Annotated in this window: 19 protein-coding genes and 1 tRNA gene; 10 read left to right on the top strand and 10 right to left on the bottom strand. The window is 39.6% G+C overall.

Annotated features, from left to right (window positions below; genetic code table 11):
- Nucleotides 1–350: 350 nt before the first annotated feature.
- Nucleotides 351–848, bottom strand: coding sequence for a lipocalin family protein (locus BFP75_RS13925; protein WP_099545977.1), 498 nt, complete (start codon nucleotides 846–848; stop codon nucleotides 351–353).
- Nucleotides 849–1,448: 600 nt separating this feature from the next.
- Here BFP75_RS13925 and rplM point away from each other — a divergent pair.
- The 4 genes from rplM to tsf all read left to right on the top strand — a co-directional run bounded on the left by rplM (nucleotide 1,449) and on the right by tsf (nucleotide 4,553).
- Nucleotides 1,449–1,904, top strand: a complete 456-nt coding sequence (gene rplM / locus BFP75_RS13920) for a 50S ribosomal protein L13 (RefSeq protein WP_099545976.1) — start codon at nucleotides 1,449–1,451, stop codon at nucleotides 1,902–1,904.
- A complete protein-coding gene (rpsI, locus tag BFP75_RS13915; protein ID WP_099545975.1) occupies nucleotides 1,905–2,291 on the top strand; it encodes a 30S ribosomal protein S9 in 387 nt (128 codons plus the stop codon). It begins immediately after the preceding gene.
- Between the two features lie 242 nt (nucleotides 2,292–2,533).
- Nucleotides 2,534–3,670 (top strand): 30S ribosomal protein S2, encoded by a 1,137-nt coding sequence (gene rpsB / locus BFP75_RS13905; protein ID WP_099545973.1) that lies wholly within the window; start codon nucleotides 2,534–2,536, stop codon nucleotides 3,668–3,670.
- A gap of 58 nt (nucleotides 3,671–3,728) precedes the next feature.
- On the top strand, nucleotides 3,729–4,553 hold the full coding sequence (gene tsf / locus BFP75_RS13900) for a translation elongation factor Ts (protein ID WP_099545972.1): 825 nt from the start codon (nucleotides 3,729–3,731) through the stop codon (nucleotides 4,551–4,553).
- Nucleotides 4,554–4,625: 72 nt separating this feature from the next.
- On the opposite strand, the gene BFP75_RS13895 is transcribed toward tsf, so the two are convergent.
- The gene (locus BFP75_RS13895) at nucleotides 4,626–6,497 is read right to left on the bottom strand and encodes a peptidase M61 (protein WP_165776603.1); all 1,872 of its coding nucleotides are present in this window, start codon (nucleotides 6,495–6,497) and stop codon (nucleotides 4,626–4,628) included.
- 173 nt (nucleotides 6,498–6,670) lie between these two features.
- Here BFP75_RS13895 and pyrH point away from each other — a divergent pair, with 173 nt between their 5' ends.
- From pyrH to BFP75_RS13865, 6 genes are all read left to right on the top strand, one after another.
- Nucleotides 6,671–7,378: a UMP kinase gene (pyrH, locus tag BFP75_RS13890; RefSeq protein WP_099545980.1), complete on the top strand. Its 708-nt coding sequence runs from the start codon at nucleotides 6,671–6,673 to the stop codon at nucleotides 7,376–7,378.
- 39 nt (nucleotides 7,379–7,417) lie between these two features.
- Nucleotides 7,418–7,972, top strand: coding sequence for a ribosome recycling factor (frr, locus tag BFP75_RS13885; protein WP_099545971.1), 555 nt, complete (start codon nucleotides 7,418–7,420; stop codon nucleotides 7,970–7,972).
- A 131-nt stretch (nucleotides 7,973–8,103) separates the two neighbouring features.
- Entirely contained in the window at nucleotides 8,104–10,491 is a 2,388-nt protein-coding gene (locus BFP75_RS13880) for an efflux RND transporter permease subunit (RefSeq protein ID WP_099545970.1), read from the top strand.
- Between the two features lie 83 nt (nucleotides 10,492–10,574).
- On the top strand, nucleotides 10,575–12,008 hold the full coding sequence (gene asnS / locus BFP75_RS13875; protein WP_099545969.1) for an asparagine--tRNA ligase: 1,434 nt from the start codon (nucleotides 10,575–10,577) through the stop codon (nucleotides 12,006–12,008).
- Between the two features lie 38 nt (nucleotides 12,009–12,046).
- Entirely contained in the window at nucleotides 12,047–13,504 is a 1,458-nt protein-coding gene (gene rpoN / locus BFP75_RS13870; protein ID WP_099545968.1) for an RNA polymerase factor sigma-54, read from the top strand.
- Nucleotides 13,504–14,109 (top strand): hypothetical protein, encoded by a 606-nt coding sequence (locus tag BFP75_RS13865; RefSeq protein WP_099545967.1) that lies wholly within the window; start codon nucleotides 13,504–13,506, stop codon nucleotides 14,107–14,109. The genes rpoN and BFP75_RS13865 overlap by 1 nt, the downstream gene beginning before the upstream one ends.
- Here BFP75_RS13865 and BFP75_RS13860 read toward each other — a convergent pair.
- From BFP75_RS13860 to BFP75_RS13825, 8 genes are all read right to left on the bottom strand, one after another.
- The gene (locus BFP75_RS13860; RefSeq protein WP_099545966.1) at nucleotides 14,104–14,793 is read right to left on the bottom strand and encodes a porin family protein; all 690 of its coding nucleotides are present in this window, start codon (nucleotides 14,791–14,793) and stop codon (nucleotides 14,104–14,106) included. The genes BFP75_RS13865 and BFP75_RS13860 overlap by 6 nt on opposite strands.
- Before the next feature lie 74 nt (nucleotides 14,794–14,867).
- Nucleotides 14,868–15,350, bottom strand: coding sequence for an ExbD/TolR family protein (locus tag BFP75_RS13855; protein WP_099545965.1), 483 nt, complete (start codon nucleotides 15,348–15,350; stop codon nucleotides 14,868–14,870).
- A gap of 24 nt (nucleotides 15,351–15,374) precedes the next feature.
- Nucleotides 15,375–15,995, bottom strand: a complete 621-nt coding sequence (locus BFP75_RS13850; RefSeq protein ID WP_099545964.1) for an ExbD/TolR family protein — start codon at nucleotides 15,993–15,995, stop codon at nucleotides 15,375–15,377.
- Nucleotides 15,996–16,005: 10 nt separating this feature from the next.
- On the bottom strand, nucleotides 16,006–16,437 hold the full coding sequence (locus BFP75_RS13845) for a hypothetical protein (protein WP_099545963.1): 432 nt from the start codon (nucleotides 16,435–16,437) through the stop codon (nucleotides 16,006–16,008).
- 29 nt (nucleotides 16,438–16,466) lie between these two features.
- Nucleotides 16,467–17,216, bottom strand: coding sequence for a MotA/TolQ/ExbB proton channel family protein (locus tag BFP75_RS13840; protein WP_099545962.1), 750 nt, complete (start codon nucleotides 17,214–17,216; stop codon nucleotides 16,467–16,469).
- Nucleotides 17,217–17,293: 77 nt separating this feature from the next.
- A tRNA-Ser gene (locus tag BFP75_RS13835) sits at nucleotides 17,294–17,381 on the bottom strand.
- A gap of 71 nt (nucleotides 17,382–17,452) precedes the next feature.
- Nucleotides 17,453–18,478, bottom strand: a complete 1,026-nt coding sequence (locus BFP75_RS13830; protein WP_099545961.1) for an asparaginase — start codon at nucleotides 18,476–18,478, stop codon at nucleotides 17,453–17,455.
- Nucleotides 18,479–18,494: 16 nt separating this feature from the next.
- Nucleotides 18,495–19,262 carry a TatD family hydrolase gene (locus BFP75_RS13825; RefSeq protein WP_099545960.1) on the bottom strand — a complete coding sequence of 256 codons (768 nt, stop codon included), beginning with the start codon at nucleotides 19,260–19,262 and terminating at the stop codon, nucleotides 18,495–18,497.
- Nucleotides 19,263–19,324 lie beyond the last annotated feature (62 nt).

Here is a 19,324-nt window from a genome sequence, read left to right as displayed (position 1 = left end):
CGGCCATGGGTACCGTAACGTTAAAGCCACGACTAGGTGAAGGAAGGTATGCGACTATTGATTCTTCTATCATATCTTTGTCAAGAATAAAGTACATAAAGGGTTGTTTTGGTTTGACTTATGTTTCACAACACAAATCTCTGCAACCCTGTCTTTCGATCCAAAAAAAGTTTAAACCACTTCACCATTTAAGGTTTATTAAACCAAACTTAATCTAAAAAAGTTATGAAGGAATGAAAGATACCATTTAAAAAATAATTTGATTTTGAACCTATTTACCGGTCGTTTGAATTAGACCAAAAAAAACCTCCCAAGGACATTGGAAGGTTTTCTCAATTGAAATTATTTTTTCATCTGCGCTGAAATACCAATTGGCCGCTTTCATTGAACTCCGGTATTTTTAAATCAGCCGCATCCACTAGCATGTTATCTCCGTCAATGATCACATTTACCTCTACAACTTCATCATTTACGTTTACAAAACTTACTACGTTATTTTCATATGTGTAGGTACTGGACTCTGTTTCAAAAGTTGTTGGACAAGGAATATCGAAACCCGAGGTTGTATCGATCTCAAGGTAGTCTGTTGAATTCGTCGCCGTCGCCGTTAAATCGGCATTAAACTGTAAAGTGATAATAATACAGTTTTGTTCCGTTAAGTATGCAAGGGCTTCCCTCGCAAAAATGGCATTGTCACTGGCCGTGGCTTCGTCAATACGTAGCTCGGTCGCATCCCAGGTACCCACAATGTTCGCAGAGACATCCACCTCAGGGCCATTCCCCTTGTCAGAACTACAAGAAATTGCCAAAAAGGCCAATATAAGGGTTGTCAATATAGTCTTTTTCATTTTTCTTTATCGTTAATGTAAAATTGTACAAACTTTAATATTCACCTGATTGATTTGTAACTATTTAAGATAGTTCGACCAAAATACTTTAAGAACCCGGTGTCAAAAGTAAGGAACGTCCCAATTGAATTATTATTTCCTTAATTACTTATAAATCCGCACTTTTAAGAGTATTGACAATTTTAATACGCTTTAACACAATCAGCGATATCATTAAGTACTGATAATAATTCACCTAGTTTTGAACCAAAAATGTGTTAAACGACTGGTAAAATTTTCTATTCAAAGCTATTCCAATAAAGTAATATTGGGGCCTGAGGATTAGATTCAGAATGTATGAAAGCAAAAAATAAAAGAAACGATTGGAATTTGACCTAGAAGACAAGGTTCCTTCGTCGAATTTCAATCCATGGAAGTTGATGAATCTATTTGTTAGGAAGTATTGGGGTCCACTATTTTAATTCTTAACAACCAAACACAAAAGTGAGCATAGAAAAATCTGAAAATATTTAGAAACAAGTATTTGCAATTCAACTTTATAATTGTACATTTGCAGCCCATTTCACGGGATTGAAAGAATAATAGTTAAAAACAATAGCAGTGGATACACTAAGTTATAAAACCATATCCGCCAACAAATCAACCGTTGTCAAAGAATGGTTGTTGGTAGATGCCGAGGGAGAAACATTGGGTCGTTTGTCTTCAAAAGTGGCTAATTTATTGAGAGGAAAGCACAAACCAAGTTTTACCCCACATGTGGATTGCGGTGACAATGTTGTTGTCATCAATGCAGAAAAAATTAGCTTAAGCGGCAACAAATGGGCAGACAAAACGTATCAAAGATATACGGGTTATCCAGGAGGACAGCGTTTTACCAGTGCGAAGGAATTATTGGATAAAAATCCTGCCTCCATCATTGAGAAAGCCGTCAAGGGAATGCTTCCAAAAAACAAGTTGGGCGCTGAGCTTTTTAGAAATTTAAAGGTGTACACTGGTTCAGAACATGGCCAAGAAGCCCAAAAACCTACTGCAGTAAATTTAAAAGACATTAAATAAATGGAAATAATTCACAAAATAGGAAGAAGAAAAACCGCTGTAGCCAGAGTTTATCTTTCCCAAGGAAATGGAACCATTACTATTAACAATAAGGATCTAAATGATTATTTCCCAACTGCAACTTTGCAATATAAAGTAAAACAACCTTTTACCCTTACCGACACTACTGACAACTATGACGTTAAGGTAAATGTATATGGCGGCGGTATCACAGGACAGGCTGAAGCTATTAGATTGGCCATATCCAGGGCCATGTGCGAGGTAGATAGTGAAAACAGGGCTACCCTAAAACCAGAAGGTTTGTTGACAAGGGATCCAAGAATGGTAGAGCGTAAGAAATTCGGTCAGAAAAAGGCCCGTAAGAAATTCCAGTTCTCCAAGCGTTAATCAAAAGAATTTTCAAAGCATCCGCCAGAGGGCGGATGCTTGTTTATATTTATTGTGTGCCGGTGGAAACCCGGTATATTCATTAACAAGTTCATTGAAAGTCCAGTTTTGGGCACTTAAAAATCCTTTATTCACTTTAAAATAAAGGTAGATTAGTTTAGCATCTAAATGACAAAGGCTTCCCGGGTTTAGGGATACCACTCTGTCATTGCTATTTCAAAAGAACGTAAACTAAATTTAAAATGGCGAAAGTCGAAGTAAAACAATTATTAGAAGCAGGTGTGCATTTTGGCCACCTAACCAGAAAGTGGAATCCGAACATGGCTCCTTACATCTACATGGAGCGTAATGGTATCCACGTAATCAATCTTTACAAAACAGTTGCAAAATTGGACGAGGCCAACGAGGCTTTGGCCAAAATCGCTGCATCTGGCAGGAAGATTCTTTTTGTCGCTACCAAGAAGCAGGCAAAGGACATTGTTGCTGAAAAGGCATCCAATGTAAACATGCCCTACATTACGGAAAGATGGCCAGGCGGTATGTTGACAAACTTTGTAACTATCCGTAAAGCCGTTAAAAAAATGGCGTCCATTGATAGGATGAAGAAAGATGGTACTTTCAACACCTTATCCAAAAAAGAGAGATTGCAAGTAGATCGTTTGAGAGCTAAATTGGAGAAAAACTTAGGTTCTATTTCAGAAATGACCCGTTTACCTGGCGCGCTGTTCATTGTTGACACCATGAGAGAGCACATAGCCGTAAAGGAAGCCCAGAAATTGAACATCCCAATATTTGCGATGGTCGATACCAACTCGGATCCAAGAGACGTGGATTTTGTAATTCCATCCAATGATGACGCCTCAAAATCTATCGAGATTATTATGTCTCAAGTGACCGAAGCGGTTGCCGAAGGTCTTGCTGAGCGTAAATCAGAAAAATCCGAAGGTTCCGAAGATAAAAAGGAGAAAAGCTCCAAGAAAAAAGAAAAAGAGTCTAAAGAAGATTTAGAGCCAACCCCAGCGAAAGTTGATACAAAACCAACACCGGTAGTTGATAAAGTTCCTAACGTTACCGTTGATGTTGAAGCTACCAAGGAAGCTGTAAAAGAGGACAACGATGCTGAAGCCGATGACCTTACAAAAATAGAGGGTGTTGGTCCAAAGGCGGCAGAAGCACTTGCCAATGCCGGATTGGATACATTTGCCAAAATCGCGTCTGCAGATGCAGATGAAATGAAAGAGATCTTGACCGAAGCCAGCTCCAGAATGGCTCACCTAGACCCAACCTCTTGGCCAAAGCAAGCACAAATGGCCGCAGATGGTAAATGGGATGAACTAAAGGAGTGGCAGGATAGCGTTAAAGGCGGTGTTGAAGAATAGAACTTTTTATATTAATCGATAAATAAACCTCCCAAAAAGGGAACAAAAAACATAGAAAATGGCAAATATTACAGCCGCAGAAGTAAATAAGTTAAGACAAACTACAGGAGCTGGTATGATGGACTGCAAAAAAGCCTTGGTTGAAGCCGAAGGTGATTTTGACAAGGCTATCGAAATCCTTCGTAAAAAAGGACAAAAGGTTGCTGCAAATAGAGCTGATAGGGATTCCTCAGAAGGTGCAGCCATCGCAAAGGTAAATGATGACAACACTAGCGGAGTAATCATTTCCCTTAACTGTGAAACCGACTTTGTGGCCAAAAATGATTCCTTCGTTACTTTGGCCAATGAATTAGCTGATTTGGCAATAAACCATGACACCAAAGAAGCTTTCCTAGCTTCTGATTTCAAAGGCATGTCCGTTCAGGATAAATTGACCGAACAAACCGGTGTCATCGGTGAGAAAATCGAAATAGGAGGTTTTGAGAGATTAAGTGCTCCTTTTGTTGGATCTTATATCCATGCAGGTAACAAGATCGCCGTTCTTACAGGTCTTTCAGCTTCCGTTGATGGCGCAGACGTTGTTGCCAAGGATGTCGCCATGCAGGCTGCTGCCATGAACCCTGTCGCATTGAACGAGGAAGGTGTTGACCAATCCATTATAGACAAGGAAATCGAAATTGCCAAAGATCAACTTCGTCAAGAAGGTAAACCAGAGGCTATGTTGGATAATATTGCCAAAGGAAAATTGAACAGATTCTTTAAGGACAATACATTGGTCAACCAAGATTTTATCAAGGATAGCAAGCAAAGTGTTGCCCAGTATGTTAAATCTGTTGATCCAAATCTAAAAGTGACCGGATTTAAAAGAGTTGCCCTAGGATAAGCACCATTCAAGATGTAAACATAAAAAAATGCCGGGCAAATGCCGGGCATTTTTTATTTTAGCAATTCCACTTTACCCCTTTAACCAAGCGTTTCTGAGCTCCTTAACCTGATAGGAAACGTTTTCCATAGGTGTAATTTTATTTACCACTATGGTAGGTGTTCCAACGGGCCCTTCAACGGTAATGACTTCCCCTTCCCTTTCCAACTCCATGGTTATGGTGGTATCTGGACTCCATCCAAAACTCTGTCCTATTATGGGCCTAATAGTTTCCAAAGTAATGGCAGTCCCGTTGATATTTTTTATTATATCCCCTCCTTGTACGCCTAAGCTTGTGAAAAAAGAATTAAGGTCGATTCCCTTTCTAACGAAAATAGCATCATTATTGGATTGGTCAACATCGATATAAGGTATTTCTCCTTGCAAAAAATATCCGGATTGCTCCTCTACCTTATTAATGGCCAGACCCATTTTTTCTAGATAAATGTTATAATCTATTGGGGTATTGCCAATGACATGTTCATTAAAAAAATCACCTACTTCCGGATAAGTAAGAGCGACAATTTCGTCAATGAGCTGGTCGTCCTGAAAAGGAGCATCAACACCATATTTACTGGAAAGTTCCTTCATCAACCAAAGCACTCCCTTCTCGCCATTACTTTTTTCCCGTATTATAATGTCCAAAACCATATTTATCAGGGCTCCCTTTTCATATACATTGGCATAATTGCTTTCATATGGAGCTTCCAAAACATTTTTACTCATTGTGGTAAAGGACATGGAATCGTCATACCCTTTGGCATTGGACATTTTATTTCGCATACGTTCGTAAAACTCTGCTTCATCTATCAACCCTTCATGCACTTGAAACAAATTGGCAAAATACTCAGTTGTACCCTCGTACATCCATAAATGTTGGGACATTTTAGGGTCATTGTAATCGAAATAATGAATCTCACTGGAATGTACGGAAAGGGGAGTTACAATGTGAAAGAATTCATGCGAAACCACATCTACCATTGCCTGTTCCAATCTGTCCTTTGGCATTGCCTCCGGCAAAATGACTACCGTGGACGTGTGGTGTTCCAGGGCCCCAAATCCCATAGCATCCGTATCTTCCATAGTGGATAGATACAATAAAATATTGTACTTCTCCGTAGCATCTATATCTCCTAAAAATGCCTTTTGGGCACTCATCATGCGCTCCATGCGTTCCCTTAAATCGCTTGCGCGATACGCCCCATTTGGCGAGAACACACTTAAGGTAACCTCAATTCCGCCCACTTTAAAAGTCTCCTTATCGGGCTTGGTATAAAAAATTGGGTTGTCTATAATTTCAAAATACCTATTGGCCATAAAAACATCTCCACCCTCAATATTAGTACCCAAGACAATTTGGTTTAGGGAAGTGGCCGCTTCCAACCCATCGGGTTTTTCGATTATCAAACGATAAGGTATCTCCTTATAACCTTCAAAATACCCCACAAAACCATGTAGATTCAACATAAAGTTGGAATCCTGAGCTATATTGGTGCCCGCAGGGGAAAATACGGCATCCTCCACTTCATTTTCAGTATCAAAGGTATCATTTACCAAGTAGGATACCTTATCCAACTTTGTAGCATTGGAAACGCTCCAGGTATTTACATCCAATTTGGAAACCTCCATAGGGTCCCCAGCGTAATCATAAGCTACGAATCCTTCAATATATTGACCATAATCATCGCTGCTATATGTACCTGGAACCGTCTTGGGTATTCTAAAAGATATCTGATCTACAGTGAAGGCACCTGGATTTACGATTACTTTCACCTGATCGTTAGTGACATTCACCAAATCCATAAAGACTTGAACCGGAGCCTTATCGATGGAAATTAAGTTTTTACCTGCACCACAACCATACAAAAAGGCAATGGCTAGTACATACAAAAGAACTCTTTTCATGTTATTCATCTTTTCAAAAAAAATATTGCTAAAAAAACATACATCCTGCAAGAATATTAAAAATACGAACGATAGCCTTAGCAATTAGTAAATAATTATGTTTTATGGTCAAGGATATCACCATGTCCAGCATAGATTTTTTTCATTATTTTTGCCTTGAAATAAATCAAAAGATGCAATACAAAAGGATACTTTTAAAACTTAGCGGTGAGGCCTTAATGGGCGAAAAACAGTATGGAATTGACCCTAAAAGATTGGACGAATATGCCGAGGAGATAAAAAAGGTCGTGGATAAAGGTATCGAAGTAGCCATCGTTATTGGCGGGGGCAACATCTTTAGGGGTTTGGCCGGTGCGGCCACTGGAATGGACAGGGTCCAAGGAGATCATATGGGAATGTTGGCAACGGTCATTAACGGTTTGGCTCTACAAAGTGCCTTGGAAATGAAGAATGTGCAGACCCGTTTACAATCGGCAATAAAGATCAATGAAGTGGCGGAACCATTTATAAGAAGGAGGGCCATGCGGCATTTGGAAAAAGGCCGTGTAGTAATTTTTGGGGGAGGAACAGGCAACCCTTACTTTACGACCGACTCAGCAGCGGTTTTACGAGCCATTGAGATTGAGGCCGATGTTATCCTAAAAGGAACCAGGGTCGACGGAATTTACACATCAGACCCTGAAAAGGATAAAAATGCCACCAAATTTGACACCATTTCTTTTCAGGATGTACTCCAGAAAGGTCTTAAAGTCATGGACACTACAGCTTTTACCTTGAGCCAAGAGAACGAACTTCCCATAGTTGTCTTTGACATGAACAAAAAGGGAAATCTTTTGAAAATTGTGGATGGTGAAGCTGTTGGAACTACCGTAAACATGTGATTTTGGTATAATTTATGTTCTTGAATACAAAATTTTGATATGAACGAAGAAATACAATTTGTCTTAGACTCGGCTAAAGAAAGTATGGATGCCGCATTGGCCCATTTGGAAAGGGCGTTCGTTAAAATTAGGGCAGGCAAGGCCAGCCCCGCAATGCTATCATCCGTGTTGGTCGAGTATTATGGATCTCAAACACCCTTATCCCAGGTTGCCAATATCAATACCCCAGATGGTAGGACCATTTCCGTACAACCTTGGGAAAAAGGAATGCTTCAAGAAATTGAAAAGGCTATCATGAACGCCAATCTAGGTTTCAACCCTATGAACAATGGTGACTTGATCATTATCAATGTCCCGCCCCTAACGGAGGAACGCAGGGTGCAATTGACCAAACAGGCCAAGGCCGAAGCGGAACATGCCAAGGTAGGTGTACGAAGTGCCAGACAGGACGCCAATAAGGAAATAAAGGATTTGGATGTGTCCGAAGATCTAGAGAGCAACGCTACCGCAGATATACAGCAGCTTACAGACAAATATGTAAAAAAAATTGACGATTTCCTTAGTGTTAAGGAAGCGGAAATCATGAAGGTTTAAGGGTTTATTCAGCGTTTAAATTCAAAGAGCAGTCCCTTCGGACTGCTCTTTCTTTACCCAACATATTCTTCAACTACTTTTTAGGTTCAATTGGTGACATTGGTTACCTTTGCAATCTCCTATAAACAAGTATGGTTGCTAAACTTACCAAAGGGTTTTGGTCAAAAACGGCCAGAATAATACTAAGGAACAGAATTCTTATTTTATGTGTGGTGGCTGGAATCACGGTCTTTTTGGCCATGCAATGGGACAACATGCGTTTTTCCAATTCACAAGCCAATCTATTACCTGATGATCACCCCGTTAATTTGGAGTATCAAAAATTTTTAAACCAATTTGGCGAAGAAGGTAATACCGTAGTATTTGCCATAAAGGACTCCGCTTTGTTCACTCCGGAAAATTTTAATCGTTGGAACAAACTTAGCAAACAACTTGGTGCCTTTCCCGAGGTAGAATTTGTTCTTTCTACTGACAACCTACAAGAACTTGTAAAGGATACGGTGGAACAGAAATTTGTAATGCGCCCTCTTATAAAATCGAGCCCTAAATCGAAAGCGGAAGTGGATAGCATTACACAACATCTCTTCAATGAACTTCCTTTTTATGACAATCTTATTTACAACAAAGAATCCGGCACAATAAGAACGGTAATGTATTTGGATAAGGATATCGTAAATACTAGCGTACGAAAGGATTTCATCCTAAAGGACCTTAGCCATTTAATTGCCCGGTTTGAGAAAGAAACCAATTTGGAGGTCCATATTTCCGGTATGCCCTACGTACGAACCATGAATTCCCAAAATATTATCGACGAAATTGGAAAATTCATTCTTGCGGCATTGGGGGTTACCTCCCTTATTTTTTTCTTTTTCTTTAGAAGCTTCAGGGCAACGTTTATTTCCATGTGCGTAGTAATCATAGGAGTTATGTGGGCCTTTGGGGTCCTTGGCCTTTTACAATATGAAATAACGGTGCTAACCGCACTAATTCCGCCATTGATCATCGTTATTGGCATACCAAACTGTATTTTTCTCATCAATAAATATCAGCAAGAAGTAAAAAAACACGGCAATCAGGCTTTATCCCTCCAACGGGTAATTTCAAAAATTGGAAATGCCACCTTGATGACAAATATTACAACGGCATCCGGTTTTGCCACCTTTATCATAACAGATAGTAAATTGCTAAAGGAGTTTGGTATTGTGGCTTCCATAAACATTATAGGGATTTTCATTCTATCCCTATTGATCATTCCCATAGTTTACAGCTTTCTTTCCCTTCCCAAAACCAGGCACCTAAAACATTTGAACAAGAAATGGATCGATGCCTTTGTAAGTTGGATGGAGAATATCGTGCGTTATAAAAGGATATCGGTTTACATCGTTTCAATTTGTTTGTTGGTCGTCAGCATTATTGGAATATACCAAATAGATATCTCTGGAAGCCCCATTGAAGATATGCCAAAGAAGGCCGAATTTTTTCAGGATATCCGATTTTTTGAAAATGAGTTCAATGGCATCATGCCCGTTGAAATCGTGGTGGACACGAAGAATCCCAAAGGGGTAATGAAACCTGCCACCTTAAAGAGAATGGACCAATTGGGAGATGTGGTGGCTGAAATTCCGGAACTATCTCCTTCCCTTTCAGTAGTGAATTTGGTAAAATATTCGAAACAGGCCTTCTACAACGGTATTCCAAAATACTACCAGTTGCCCACAAGCCAAGAGAACACCTTTATTATGGATGTAGCCCGGAAATCATCCAGCGAAGGCAATTTACTGAAAAGCTTTGTGGATAGTACTGGTCAGGTTGCAAGAATGACCACCTATATGCGAGATGTAAAAACAAGCCGAATGGAAAAAATCGAGGAGCGTCTATTGGAAAACATTCACAAAATCTTTCCAGAGGAGCGTTATTCGGTATACATGACAGGAAGTGCCTTGCTATTTTTAAAAGGAACCAAGTACCTAGTTAAAAACTTGGTAATGTCACTTGCTTTGGCCATTGGCCTTATAGCCCTGTTCATGGCCTATTTATTCAGATCCTTTAGAATGATCGTGATTTCCTTAATACCCAACGTGCTTCCTTTGATCATAACGGCAGGTATCATGGGATTCATTGGAGTGCCCATTAAGCCATCTACCATACTGGTATTTAGTATTGCCTTTGGCATATCCGTGGACGATACGATTCACTTTCTGGCAAAGTATAGACAAGAGCTCGAGTCCAAAAAATGGCAAATTAAAAAATCCGTGTATGCCGCCTTACGGGAAACTGGCGTAAGTATGTTTTACACCTCCATAGTACTTTTCTTTGGCTTTTCCGTATTCATCATTTCCAATTTTGGTGGAACTGTGGCCCTAGGTGCACTTGTTTCCGCCACATTGCTATTTGCCATGCTGGCCAACTTAATTCTATTACCCTCCTTATTGCTATCCTTAGAAAAAAGTATCGCCAATAAGAAAACGCTAAAGGAACCACAAATAGACATATTGCCTCAGGATGGGGAAAACGATTAAACATCGTTTAAAACCAAGTTGTATTCATTAATTCTTTTGGGCCAAAAACCTATCTTTGGCTTTTAATTTTCAATCGATTTAAAATGCGCTCAGTAAGCATCAAGGAACTCTTAACAGGAAAGCAATTATTACAGGAAATTACCGTAAACGGATGGGTACGAACTTTTAGAAGTAATAGGTTTATCGCCCTAAATGATGGTTCCACGCTCAATAATATTCAATGTGTGGTGGATTTTGAAAAGTTGGATGATGCCGTTTTAAGGCAAATAAACACTGGAGCTGCCTTGAGAATAACCGGAACCTTGGTGGAAAGCCAAGGAAAAGGACAAAACGTTGAGATACAGGTTAAGGATATCTTCGTTCATGGGGGCGCAGATCCTGAGGTATATCCCATACAGCCAAAAAAGCACTCCTTGGAATTTTTAAGGGAAAAGGCGCACCTAAGGGTACGTACCAATACCTTTTCCGCAGTAATGCGAGTAAGGTCTGCACTGGCCTTTGCCATTCATCAATATTTCAGGGATAATGGTTTCTATTATTTCCATGCACCGATTATAACGGGGTCTGATGCGGAAGGTGCTGGTGAAATGTTCCGTGTCACCACTTTGGATGAAAAGAATCCCCCATTAAAGGAGGACGGAACTGTGAATTTTAAGGAGGATTTCTTCGGAAAGGAAACCAACTTGACCGTTTCCGGACAATTGGAAGCCGAAGCCTATGCCATGGCCCTTGGAAAGGTCTATACCTTTGGCCCTACGTTTAGGGCGGAAAATTCAAATACGTCAAGGCATTTGGCCGAGTTTTGGATGATAGAGCCTGAAATGGCCTTCTATGATCTCGATGCCAATATGGATTTGGCCGAAGAATTTATAAAATATGTACTTAGCTATGTACTTGATCATTGTGAAGAAGACCTACGATTCTTAGAAAATCGCCTCTTGGATGAGGAGAAGACAAAACCTCAGGCGGATAGAAGTGAAATGGCCCTAATTGAAAAGCTGAAGTTCATTATGGACAATAACTTTAAACGCGTTACCTACACGGAAGCCATCGAAATCTTAAGAAATAGCAAGCCCAACAAAAAGAAGAAGTTCCAATATCCTATAGATGAATGGGGTGCGGACCTTCAAAGTGAGCACGAACGCTATCTGGTAGAACAACATTTTAAATGTCCCGTAATTCTTTTTGATTATCCCGCGAAAATAAAGGCCTTTTATATGCGTTTGAACGAGGACGGGAAGACCGTTAGGGCCATGGACATCCTATTTCCGGGCATTGGTGAAATCGTTGGTGGTTCGCAACGGGAAGAACGATTAGAGGTACTAAAAGAGAAAATGGCCGCATTGGATATACCGGAGGAAGAGTTATGGTGGTATCTGGATTTGCGAAAATTCGGTACGGCTGTTCATAGCGGTTTTGGGTTAGGGTTTGAACGTCTCGTCCTTTTTGCCACGGGCATGGGGAATATTAGGGATGTCATACCTTTCCCGAGAACGCCACAAAATGCCGAATTTTAAGGGTATTTGGTTATTTTTATACGTAGCGAAATAAATAGATGTTAAAACAGCACTTACAATTTAAGCTTTCCCAGAAGTTGTCTCCTCAACAGATTCAGTTGATGAAGTTGATTCAGCTTCCTACACAAGCGTTTGAACAACGCTTGAAACAGGAGTTGGAGGAGAATCCTGCCCTGGAAAGTGGTAAGGAAGATTTGGACAATACTGCTGACGAATTTGACGATATTTATGATCAGGAGTCAGATAGCGAGACCATTGCTGCGGATGATATCAACATTGATGACTATTTAAGTGATGATGAAATCCCCGATTATAGAACACAATCGAACAACTATAGCTCGGACGACGAGGAAAAGAGTGTGCCGTATGCCTCGGGAACCACGTTCAATCAATACTTAATCAATCAACTAAACACGGTATACCTAAACGACGAGGAATGGGCCATTGCCGAGTTTCTAGTCGGGAGCGTGGATGAAAGCGGGTACATAAGAAGACCTATTTCCGATATATTGGATGATTTGGCCTTCACGCAGAATGTTTACACGGATGAGAAAACTATTCAAAAGGTTTTGTCCATAGTTCAGGAATTGGATCCACCAGGGGTAGCCGCAAGGTCTTTGGAAGAGTGCCTAATCATTCAATTGGAACGAAAAGAACTTACCCCTAGTATCGAACTGGCTATTTCCATCTTGAAAAAGTCGTTCAATCAATTCACAAAAAAACATTATAAAAAACTCATCCAAAAACATAACGTTACCGAGGAGGAGTTAAAAAACGCAATATCTGAAATTGAAAGATTGAACCCAAAACCGGGTGGTTCCTACTCGGGCAACAATAGAATCATAGAACATGTGGTGCCGGATTTTTCAATAAGGATCGTAGAAGGTGAGTTGGAACTTAGCCTCAACGGTCGCAATGCACCGGAGCTGCACGTATCCAAAGAGTATAGCAATATGCTCAAAGGTTATAAAGAATCCAAGGAAAAAACCAAATCACAAAAAGATACGGTTCTCTTCATTAAACAGAAGCTGGATGCCGCAAAGTGGTTTATCGATGCCATAAGACAGCGCCAACAAACATTGTTTATCACCATGAACGCCATAATGCACTATCAAAAAGAATATTTTTTAACTGGTGACGAACGAAATTTACGGCCCATGATCCTAAAGGATATTGCAGATGAAATAGACATGGACGTAAGTACCGTTTCCAGGGTAGCCAATAGCAAGTATGTAGATACTCCCTATGGTACAAAATTGATTAAGGAATACTTTTCGGAATCCATGAAAAATGATCAAGGGGAAGATGTATCGACCAAGGAAATCAAAAAGATTTTAGAAACGGTTATAAAAAATGAAGAAAAAAGAAAACCGTTAACAGATGACAAACTTGCTGCCATTTTAAAGGAAAAAGGATATCCTATAGCCCGTAGGACGGTAGCTAAATATCGCGAACAATTGGATATTCCAGTCGCGCGATTGAGAAAGGAGATTTGATGAAGTTATTCTTTCAGACCATTTCCTATATTTTCCATCCAATCTTTGTTCCCATAGCCGGCACGGTAGCCTATTTCCTGACTACGCCAAAGTACAGTCCGCTGGAACTACAGAGCGGAAACATTCTTCCCATTTTTATACTTACCGTAATTATTCCCATAATCGCCTTTTTAATTTTAAAAAACCTGGGCGTTGCAAATTCTATATTTTTAAATTCTGTATCAGAAAGAAAATACCCTTTGCTAATACATATTATCTTACTGGGACTAATACTTATCAAAGTTATCCCCAATAATTATGTGGCAGAACTTTATTTTTACTTTGTGGGACTTATAGGTGCGGCGTTTTCCTGCTTATTCTTGTTGTTTTTCAATTTTAAAACAAGTCTGCATGCCGTGGGTATTTCTGGAATATTAATGTATCTCATAAATCTGAGCATCCATTTTGAGATAAATATTATTATAGCCATAGGGCTTATGACCCTTTTTACAGGTATTGTGGTATCAGCAAGACTATACCTCAAGGCTCATTCAAAACTTGAAATTTTTGTTGGCCTTTTGATCGGGCTATTGTCCCAACTTCTTACAGTGAAGTTTTGGCTATAGAATATAGAAAACCAAACCCACCCTCAAGGGTTTAATTCCAATAATTTCATTATTCAATATGGCCTCATCATTAAACAATTGGGTTAAGGCGTAGTAAATGTGAACGTTAAAGGTATTATAGCCGATATTAAAAGTAGGCCCATATTGTAACCTATTTATATTGGTATTGAAAAACCCGTCCCTAAAATCGGATGTCACCAGTTTAGATCTGGCACCTATCACATATCCAAACTTCATTCCCGCATAGATCCTCCAAAATTTGTAATCGGTAGGAGTAGAATTTCGCCATCGAAATTCCAACGGAAGTTCAATTAAATGAGTTTCTACCTTACTTCTTTTAAAACCGGGTATAAACCCACCAATATCGTAGGAAAACCCATTAGGAACTTCCGTAACGGTTAAATTTGAATAATAGGTATTCAAAGCCAAACCCAAACCTACACCCAATGCTTTCGTACCGCTATTGTTTAATGGAACATCCTTTATTATGCCTCCCATCAATCCATACGATAAGTTTCTTTGCTTAAAGTCAACGGGTTTATTTCTAACAAAGTTATAGGTTATTCCCAAGTAGAATTGATCTTCAAAATAACGTTGATACCTTGAATCTTCCTTAGAGCTATTTTCCTGAGAAAAACAAGCAAGAAAACACAAAAATGAAAGTGAAAATAAAAATAGCCTCATAAGGCTAAATTAAGCAAATAAAAAACGCTTCAAAATAATTTGAAGCGTCTTAAATAAGTTTGAAAAATTTTAATTTATTGAAGGTTTCTGAAAGCGTCCCCTTCATAGGTAGTATAATTTACCTTTAATGCATTTACCTTTCGCAACTCTTGCTTAATATCGGAAATGAGACCCATATTGGCATTTTTATCAACTTTTAAGGAAGTTGTCAATACGTTCTGCAATTCCTGTGGCTTTTTGGCCCTTTCCATCAAGATATAGTCTCCAACTTCACTTGGCTTGGCAAACTTATCATTTAATTGTATTTGAGGCTCTGTTCCGTACACTTTTTCGTATTCCCTTGTTGGCTTTCCAACATAGATGTATATTACCCTGTCCTTTTTTTCCAATTTCTTTACTTCATTGGCATTGGGCAATACGTTTTCAACTTTAAGGGAACTATCCTTCATCACGGTAACCGTCATAAAGAAGAACAAAAGCATGAATACAATGTCAGGAAGCGATGCAGTTGATACCGCCGGCACTTCTCCATCCTTTTTCTTTGCAAATTTAGACATAGTGTTTTAGTTTTTTCTTCTTTATTAATTTGTTGAAGTTTCAGCCTCGGACAATTTCTGTGGAAATAGTTCCTGAATCCTCTGAACCTTTTCCTTTAATTCATCCTTAACTTCATCCGAGGTCTCTGGATTAAGGTATTCTGCCTCCATATCCACAAACTTTTGACCGTAAAGTCTTTGGGCTTCCCTATCCCTTAAGTCATTGTACGCTCCAACCAATTCATTTTGAACCGTAATGTATGTAGAGTACTTTGTCTCTCTATCGTTCTTTAAGGAGATAATTGCCTTAGCAGGACTATCCGATGAAGAGGCATCCCTAGTACCTTTACAGTAGCTACAATAATCCGGACTTCCTTGAGGCGCACCTCCATTATCAAGGAACGCCATTGCCTTCTCCCTTAAATCTGCTATCTCTATCAACTCATCGTCTGCCAATAATTGACCATTTTTGTTGATATTGACTTGAAAGATATTCTTTTGTTTAATTACAACATCTTGATCTGGCGGTTCAATTGGAGGCAACATACGGTCCAAACCTGCATCCGTTTCTATGGTAGTCGTTACCAAGAAAAAGATGAGCAGTAGAAACGCTATGTCCGCCATGGAACCTGCATTAACTTCTGGTGCTCCTGCTCTTCTAGCCATAATAATTTTTTTATTTACCGAACAGTTTCTTTACCCCAGGAAGAACCATCAAAACAACGGCAACAACCGTCAAAATGAAAAATACGTTCAATCCCATACCTATCTTCTTTACTGTTGACTCACTGGACATAGCCATATACTCCGGGGCGACATCCGTACCACTGGAAAGCACATAGGAGATACCTACAACTATTGCCAAACCAACAACTACAAAAAGGGTCTTCTTAAGACCTTGGGGGTTAGAAAACAAATTCTTTAATGTGAACAATAATGCGGTCACCACAGCAATTCCCAATAGAATGTATGTGATAATGAACATTCCGTTCATCGCACCGCTTTGAGCTGCCTCGGCTGCCGGCATATCGCTACTTGGCAACATGTACCAAAGCACCGCGCTTAGCAAGCCTATGACAATCAATGCTATTTTTACTATTTTTTGCATAATATTCTAGGGTATTTAAAAAGTGGAACTTATTTTTTGTGGTCTACCAACATATCGATCAATGTGATCGAGGAATCCTCCATATCATTTACAATACTGTCAATTTTTGCAATGATGTAGTTGTAAAAGATTTGAAGTATGATAGCCGTAATAAGACCGAATACCGTAGTCAATAACGCCACCTGGATATCACCAGCAATAAGGGAGGCACTCAAGTTACCTACAGCAGCGATTTTTTGGAAGGCCTGAATCATACCGATTACCGTACCCATGAAACCAAGCATCGGAGCAATGGCGATAAACAGGGACAACCAAGAAACGTTTTTCTCCAATTGACCCATCTGTACTCCACCGTATGCAACAACAGCCTTTTCAGCGGACTCAACGCTTTCTCCGGCCCTATCCAAACCTTGGTAATAAATAGAAGCAACAGGACCTTTTGTGTTTCTACAAACCTCTTTAGCAGCCTCAACTCCTCCAGAAGCCAAAGCATCCTCTACTTGTTGCTTCAATTTGGCAGTATTGGTACTTGCCATATTCAAATAAATAATTCTTTCAATTGCTACGGCCAAACCAAGAATCAAACACAAAAGTACAATTCCCATGAAACCAGCACCCCCTTGGATGAACTGCTCTTTCAAAACTTGGGTAAATCCTCTATCCGCTTCAGGAGCTGCATCTTGAACTAGCAAAGCTACCGCCGCCACTTTTGCACTTACCATATTTGTACCTGCTACAAACGCCCCAGCAACAGCTAGGCTTGGAAATAATTTTTTCATTTTTTCAAACTTAAATTAGTTAGTTAATAGGGTTAAAGATAAAAAAAATTCAATATAAAAAAAGTAAAACTTACTAGCAGAGAGGAAGGGATTCGAACCCTCGATACACTTTTGGTGTATACACACTTTCCAGGCGTGCGCCTTCGACCACTCGGCCACCTCTCTAAATTTAGCCTTTTTTAAGGTGGGGCAAATAACAAAAAAAATATTAGACAAGGAAATATTACCCGTTAATTTTAGCGCATTTCTCCGCGTAGCGAAGTCTCAAAAACCGTCTTAAAGTGTTTGTTGGAAACGTCACTCCCCATCATATACATAGCCTTTGAAATTGCGGCTTCCGTGGTAATATCCTTACCATTAATCACTTGCATGTCCATTAACGCAGAACTGGTCTCGTACTTACCCATAAGGACACTGCCACCGGAGCACTGGGTAACGTTGATTACATGCAATCCATTTTCAATGGATTTTTTTAAGGAAGTTAAAAACCAATTGGCCGTTGGTCCATTTCCAGAACCGTAGGTTTCCAAAATGAGCGCTTTCAATCCGTCAGTTTTCAAGACATTTTCAAAAACTCTCTTGTTCATTCCCGGAAATAATTTGACCAAAGCCACATTCTCATCCATTTTTTTATGGACGATCAATTTTTTATTCCTTTTAAGCGGCAGTAGATATTCAAAAAAAACATTCAAATGCACTCCAGATTCTGCCAAGTGGGGATAATTTAAGGATGTAAAGGCCCTAAAGTTTTCAGCGTTTATTTTTGTGGTCCGGTTTCCCCTGTAGAGTTTATACTCAAAATACAATCCTACTTCCTTTATAACCGATGTGCCATTTTTTTGCAGGGCAGCAATCTGTACTGAGGTAATCAAATTCTCCTTGGCATCGGTGCGTAGATCGCCTATTGGCAATTGAGAACCGGTAAGGATAACCGGCTTATCCAGATTTTCCAATAAAAAACTTAAGGCCGATGCCGTATAACTCATGGTATCGCTGCCGTGCAGAACTACAAAACCATCATATTGTATATAGTGCTCCTCGATCAAAGTGGCCATCCTCACCCACTCTTTTGGATTCATATTGGAAGAGTCCAACGGATTTTCAAAAGAAATGGTGTCGATGTAACAGTCCAATTGATTCAATTCCGGCACATGCTTTAAAAGCTTTTTAAAATCAAAAGATTTTAAGGCCCCGGTAGTGTAATCCTTTACCATACCTATGGTCCCGCCCGTATATATCAATAAAATTCTTTTCTTGTCCAAACCCTTTTTTATTTAATTATATCCCGAATACTTCCTTAGAATTTGCCGTAGTCACCCTCGCAACTTCCCGTTCATCCAGAGCATATAATTCGGCAACCTTTTTGAGGACATTCATCACATAGGCACTTTCATTGCGCTTTCCACGATACGGTACGGGTGCAAGGTAGGGAGCATCCGTTTCCAATACGATGTGCTTGAGGTCAATTTGACTTAAAAATAAATCTATCTTTCCATTCTTAAATGTTACCACCCCTCCAATACCCAGTTTCATATTATATGACAATGCCCTGTGCGCCTGTTCCAAATTACCTGTAAAACAGTGAAAAATGCCTTTTAAATCCTCATCTTTTTCTTGTTCCAACACTTCAAAAACGGCATCGAATGCATCCCTGCAATGAATAACGATCGGCAACCGATGCTCTTTTGCCAAGTTTATCTGTTTGCTAAAGGCTTTCTGTTGCTCCTTTAAAAAACTTTTGTCCCAATACAAATCAATTCCAATCTCACCTATGGCATAATACCGATGTTCTTTTAGAATCCGTTCCACATGTTCAAGTTCCGCCTCAAAATTTTCCTTTACATGCGTGGGATGCAAGCCGGCCATCAGAAAAATATTTTCAGGATACTTTTCCTCTAATTGCACCATCCTATCCGTATACGAGGAGTCAATGGCCGGAACAAAAAACCTGGTGACTCCCTGATCCATGGCCGTTTGAATCATGCGATCCCTATCTTCATCAAACGCCTCACTATATAAATGTGTATGGGTATCTGTTATATTCATAGCACAAAAATAGGCTTATCTTTGACTTTTTGAGCTATATATATGCAATCATCCCAACCCAG

Origin of the sequence: Maribacter sp. 4G9 (genome assembly GCF_002742265.1) — a bacterium.
Lineage (GTDB): Bacteria > Bacteroidota > Bacteroidia > Flavobacteriales > Flavobacteriaceae > Maribacter.
This window is presented reverse-complemented; position numbering and strand designations above follow the sequence as displayed.

Coding starts and splice junctions, on each gene's coding strand:
- BFP75_RS13925 (WP_099545977.1), bottom strand. CDS start 848: ATGAAAAAGACTATATTGACAACCCTTATATTGGCCTTTTTGGCAATT.
- rpsI (WP_099545975.1), top strand. CDS start 1,905: ATGGAAATAATTCACAAAATAGGAAGAAGAAAAACCGCTGTAGCCAGA.
- rpsB (WP_099545973.1), top strand. CDS start 2,534: ATGGCGAAAGTCGAAGTAAAACAATTATTAGAAGCAGGTGTGCATTTT.
- tsf (WP_099545972.1), top strand. CDS start 3,729: ATGGCAAATATTACAGCCGCAGAAGTAAATAAGTTAAGACAAACTACA.
- BFP75_RS13895 (WP_165776603.1), bottom strand. CDS start 6,497: ATGAAAAGAGTTCTTTTGTATGTACTAGCCATTGCCTTTTTGTATGGT.
- pyrH (WP_099545980.1), top strand. CDS start 6,671: ATGCAATACAAAAGGATACTTTTAAAACTTAGCGGTGAGGCCTTAATG.
- frr (WP_099545971.1), top strand. CDS start 7,418: ATGAACGAAGAAATACAATTTGTCTTAGACTCGGCTAAAGAAAGTATG.
- BFP75_RS13880 (WP_099545970.1), top strand. CDS start 8,104: ATGGTTGCTAAACTTACCAAAGGGTTTTGGTCAAAAACGGCCAGAATA.
- asnS (WP_099545969.1), top strand. CDS start 10,575: ATGCGCTCAGTAAGCATCAAGGAACTCTTAACAGGAAAGCAATTATTA.
- rpoN (WP_099545968.1), top strand. CDS start 12,047: ATGTTAAAACAGCACTTACAATTTAAGCTTTCCCAGAAGTTGTCTCCT.
- BFP75_RS13865 (WP_099545967.1), top strand. CDS start 13,504: ATGAAGTTATTCTTTCAGACCATTTCCTATATTTTCCATCCAATCTTT.
- BFP75_RS13860 (WP_099545966.1), bottom strand. CDS start 14,793: ATGAGGCTATTTTTATTTTCACTTTCATTTTTGTGTTTTCTTGCTTGT.
- BFP75_RS13855 (WP_099545965.1), bottom strand. CDS start 15,350: ATGTCTAAATTTGCAAAGAAAAAGGATGGAGAAGTGCCGGCGGTATCA.
- BFP75_RS13850 (WP_099545964.1), bottom strand. CDS start 15,995: ATGGCTAGAAGAGCAGGAGCACCAGAAGTTAATGCAGGTTCCATGGCG.
- BFP75_RS13845 (WP_099545963.1), bottom strand. CDS start 16,437: ATGCAAAAAATAGTAAAAATAGCATTGATTGTCATAGGCTTGCTAAGC.
- BFP75_RS13840 (WP_099545962.1), bottom strand. CDS start 17,216: ATGAAAAAATTATTTCCAAGCCTAGCTGTTGCTGGGGCGTTTGTAGCA.
- BFP75_RS13825 (WP_099545960.1), bottom strand. CDS start 19,262: ATGAATATAACAGATACCCATACACATTTATATAGTGAGGCGTTTGAT.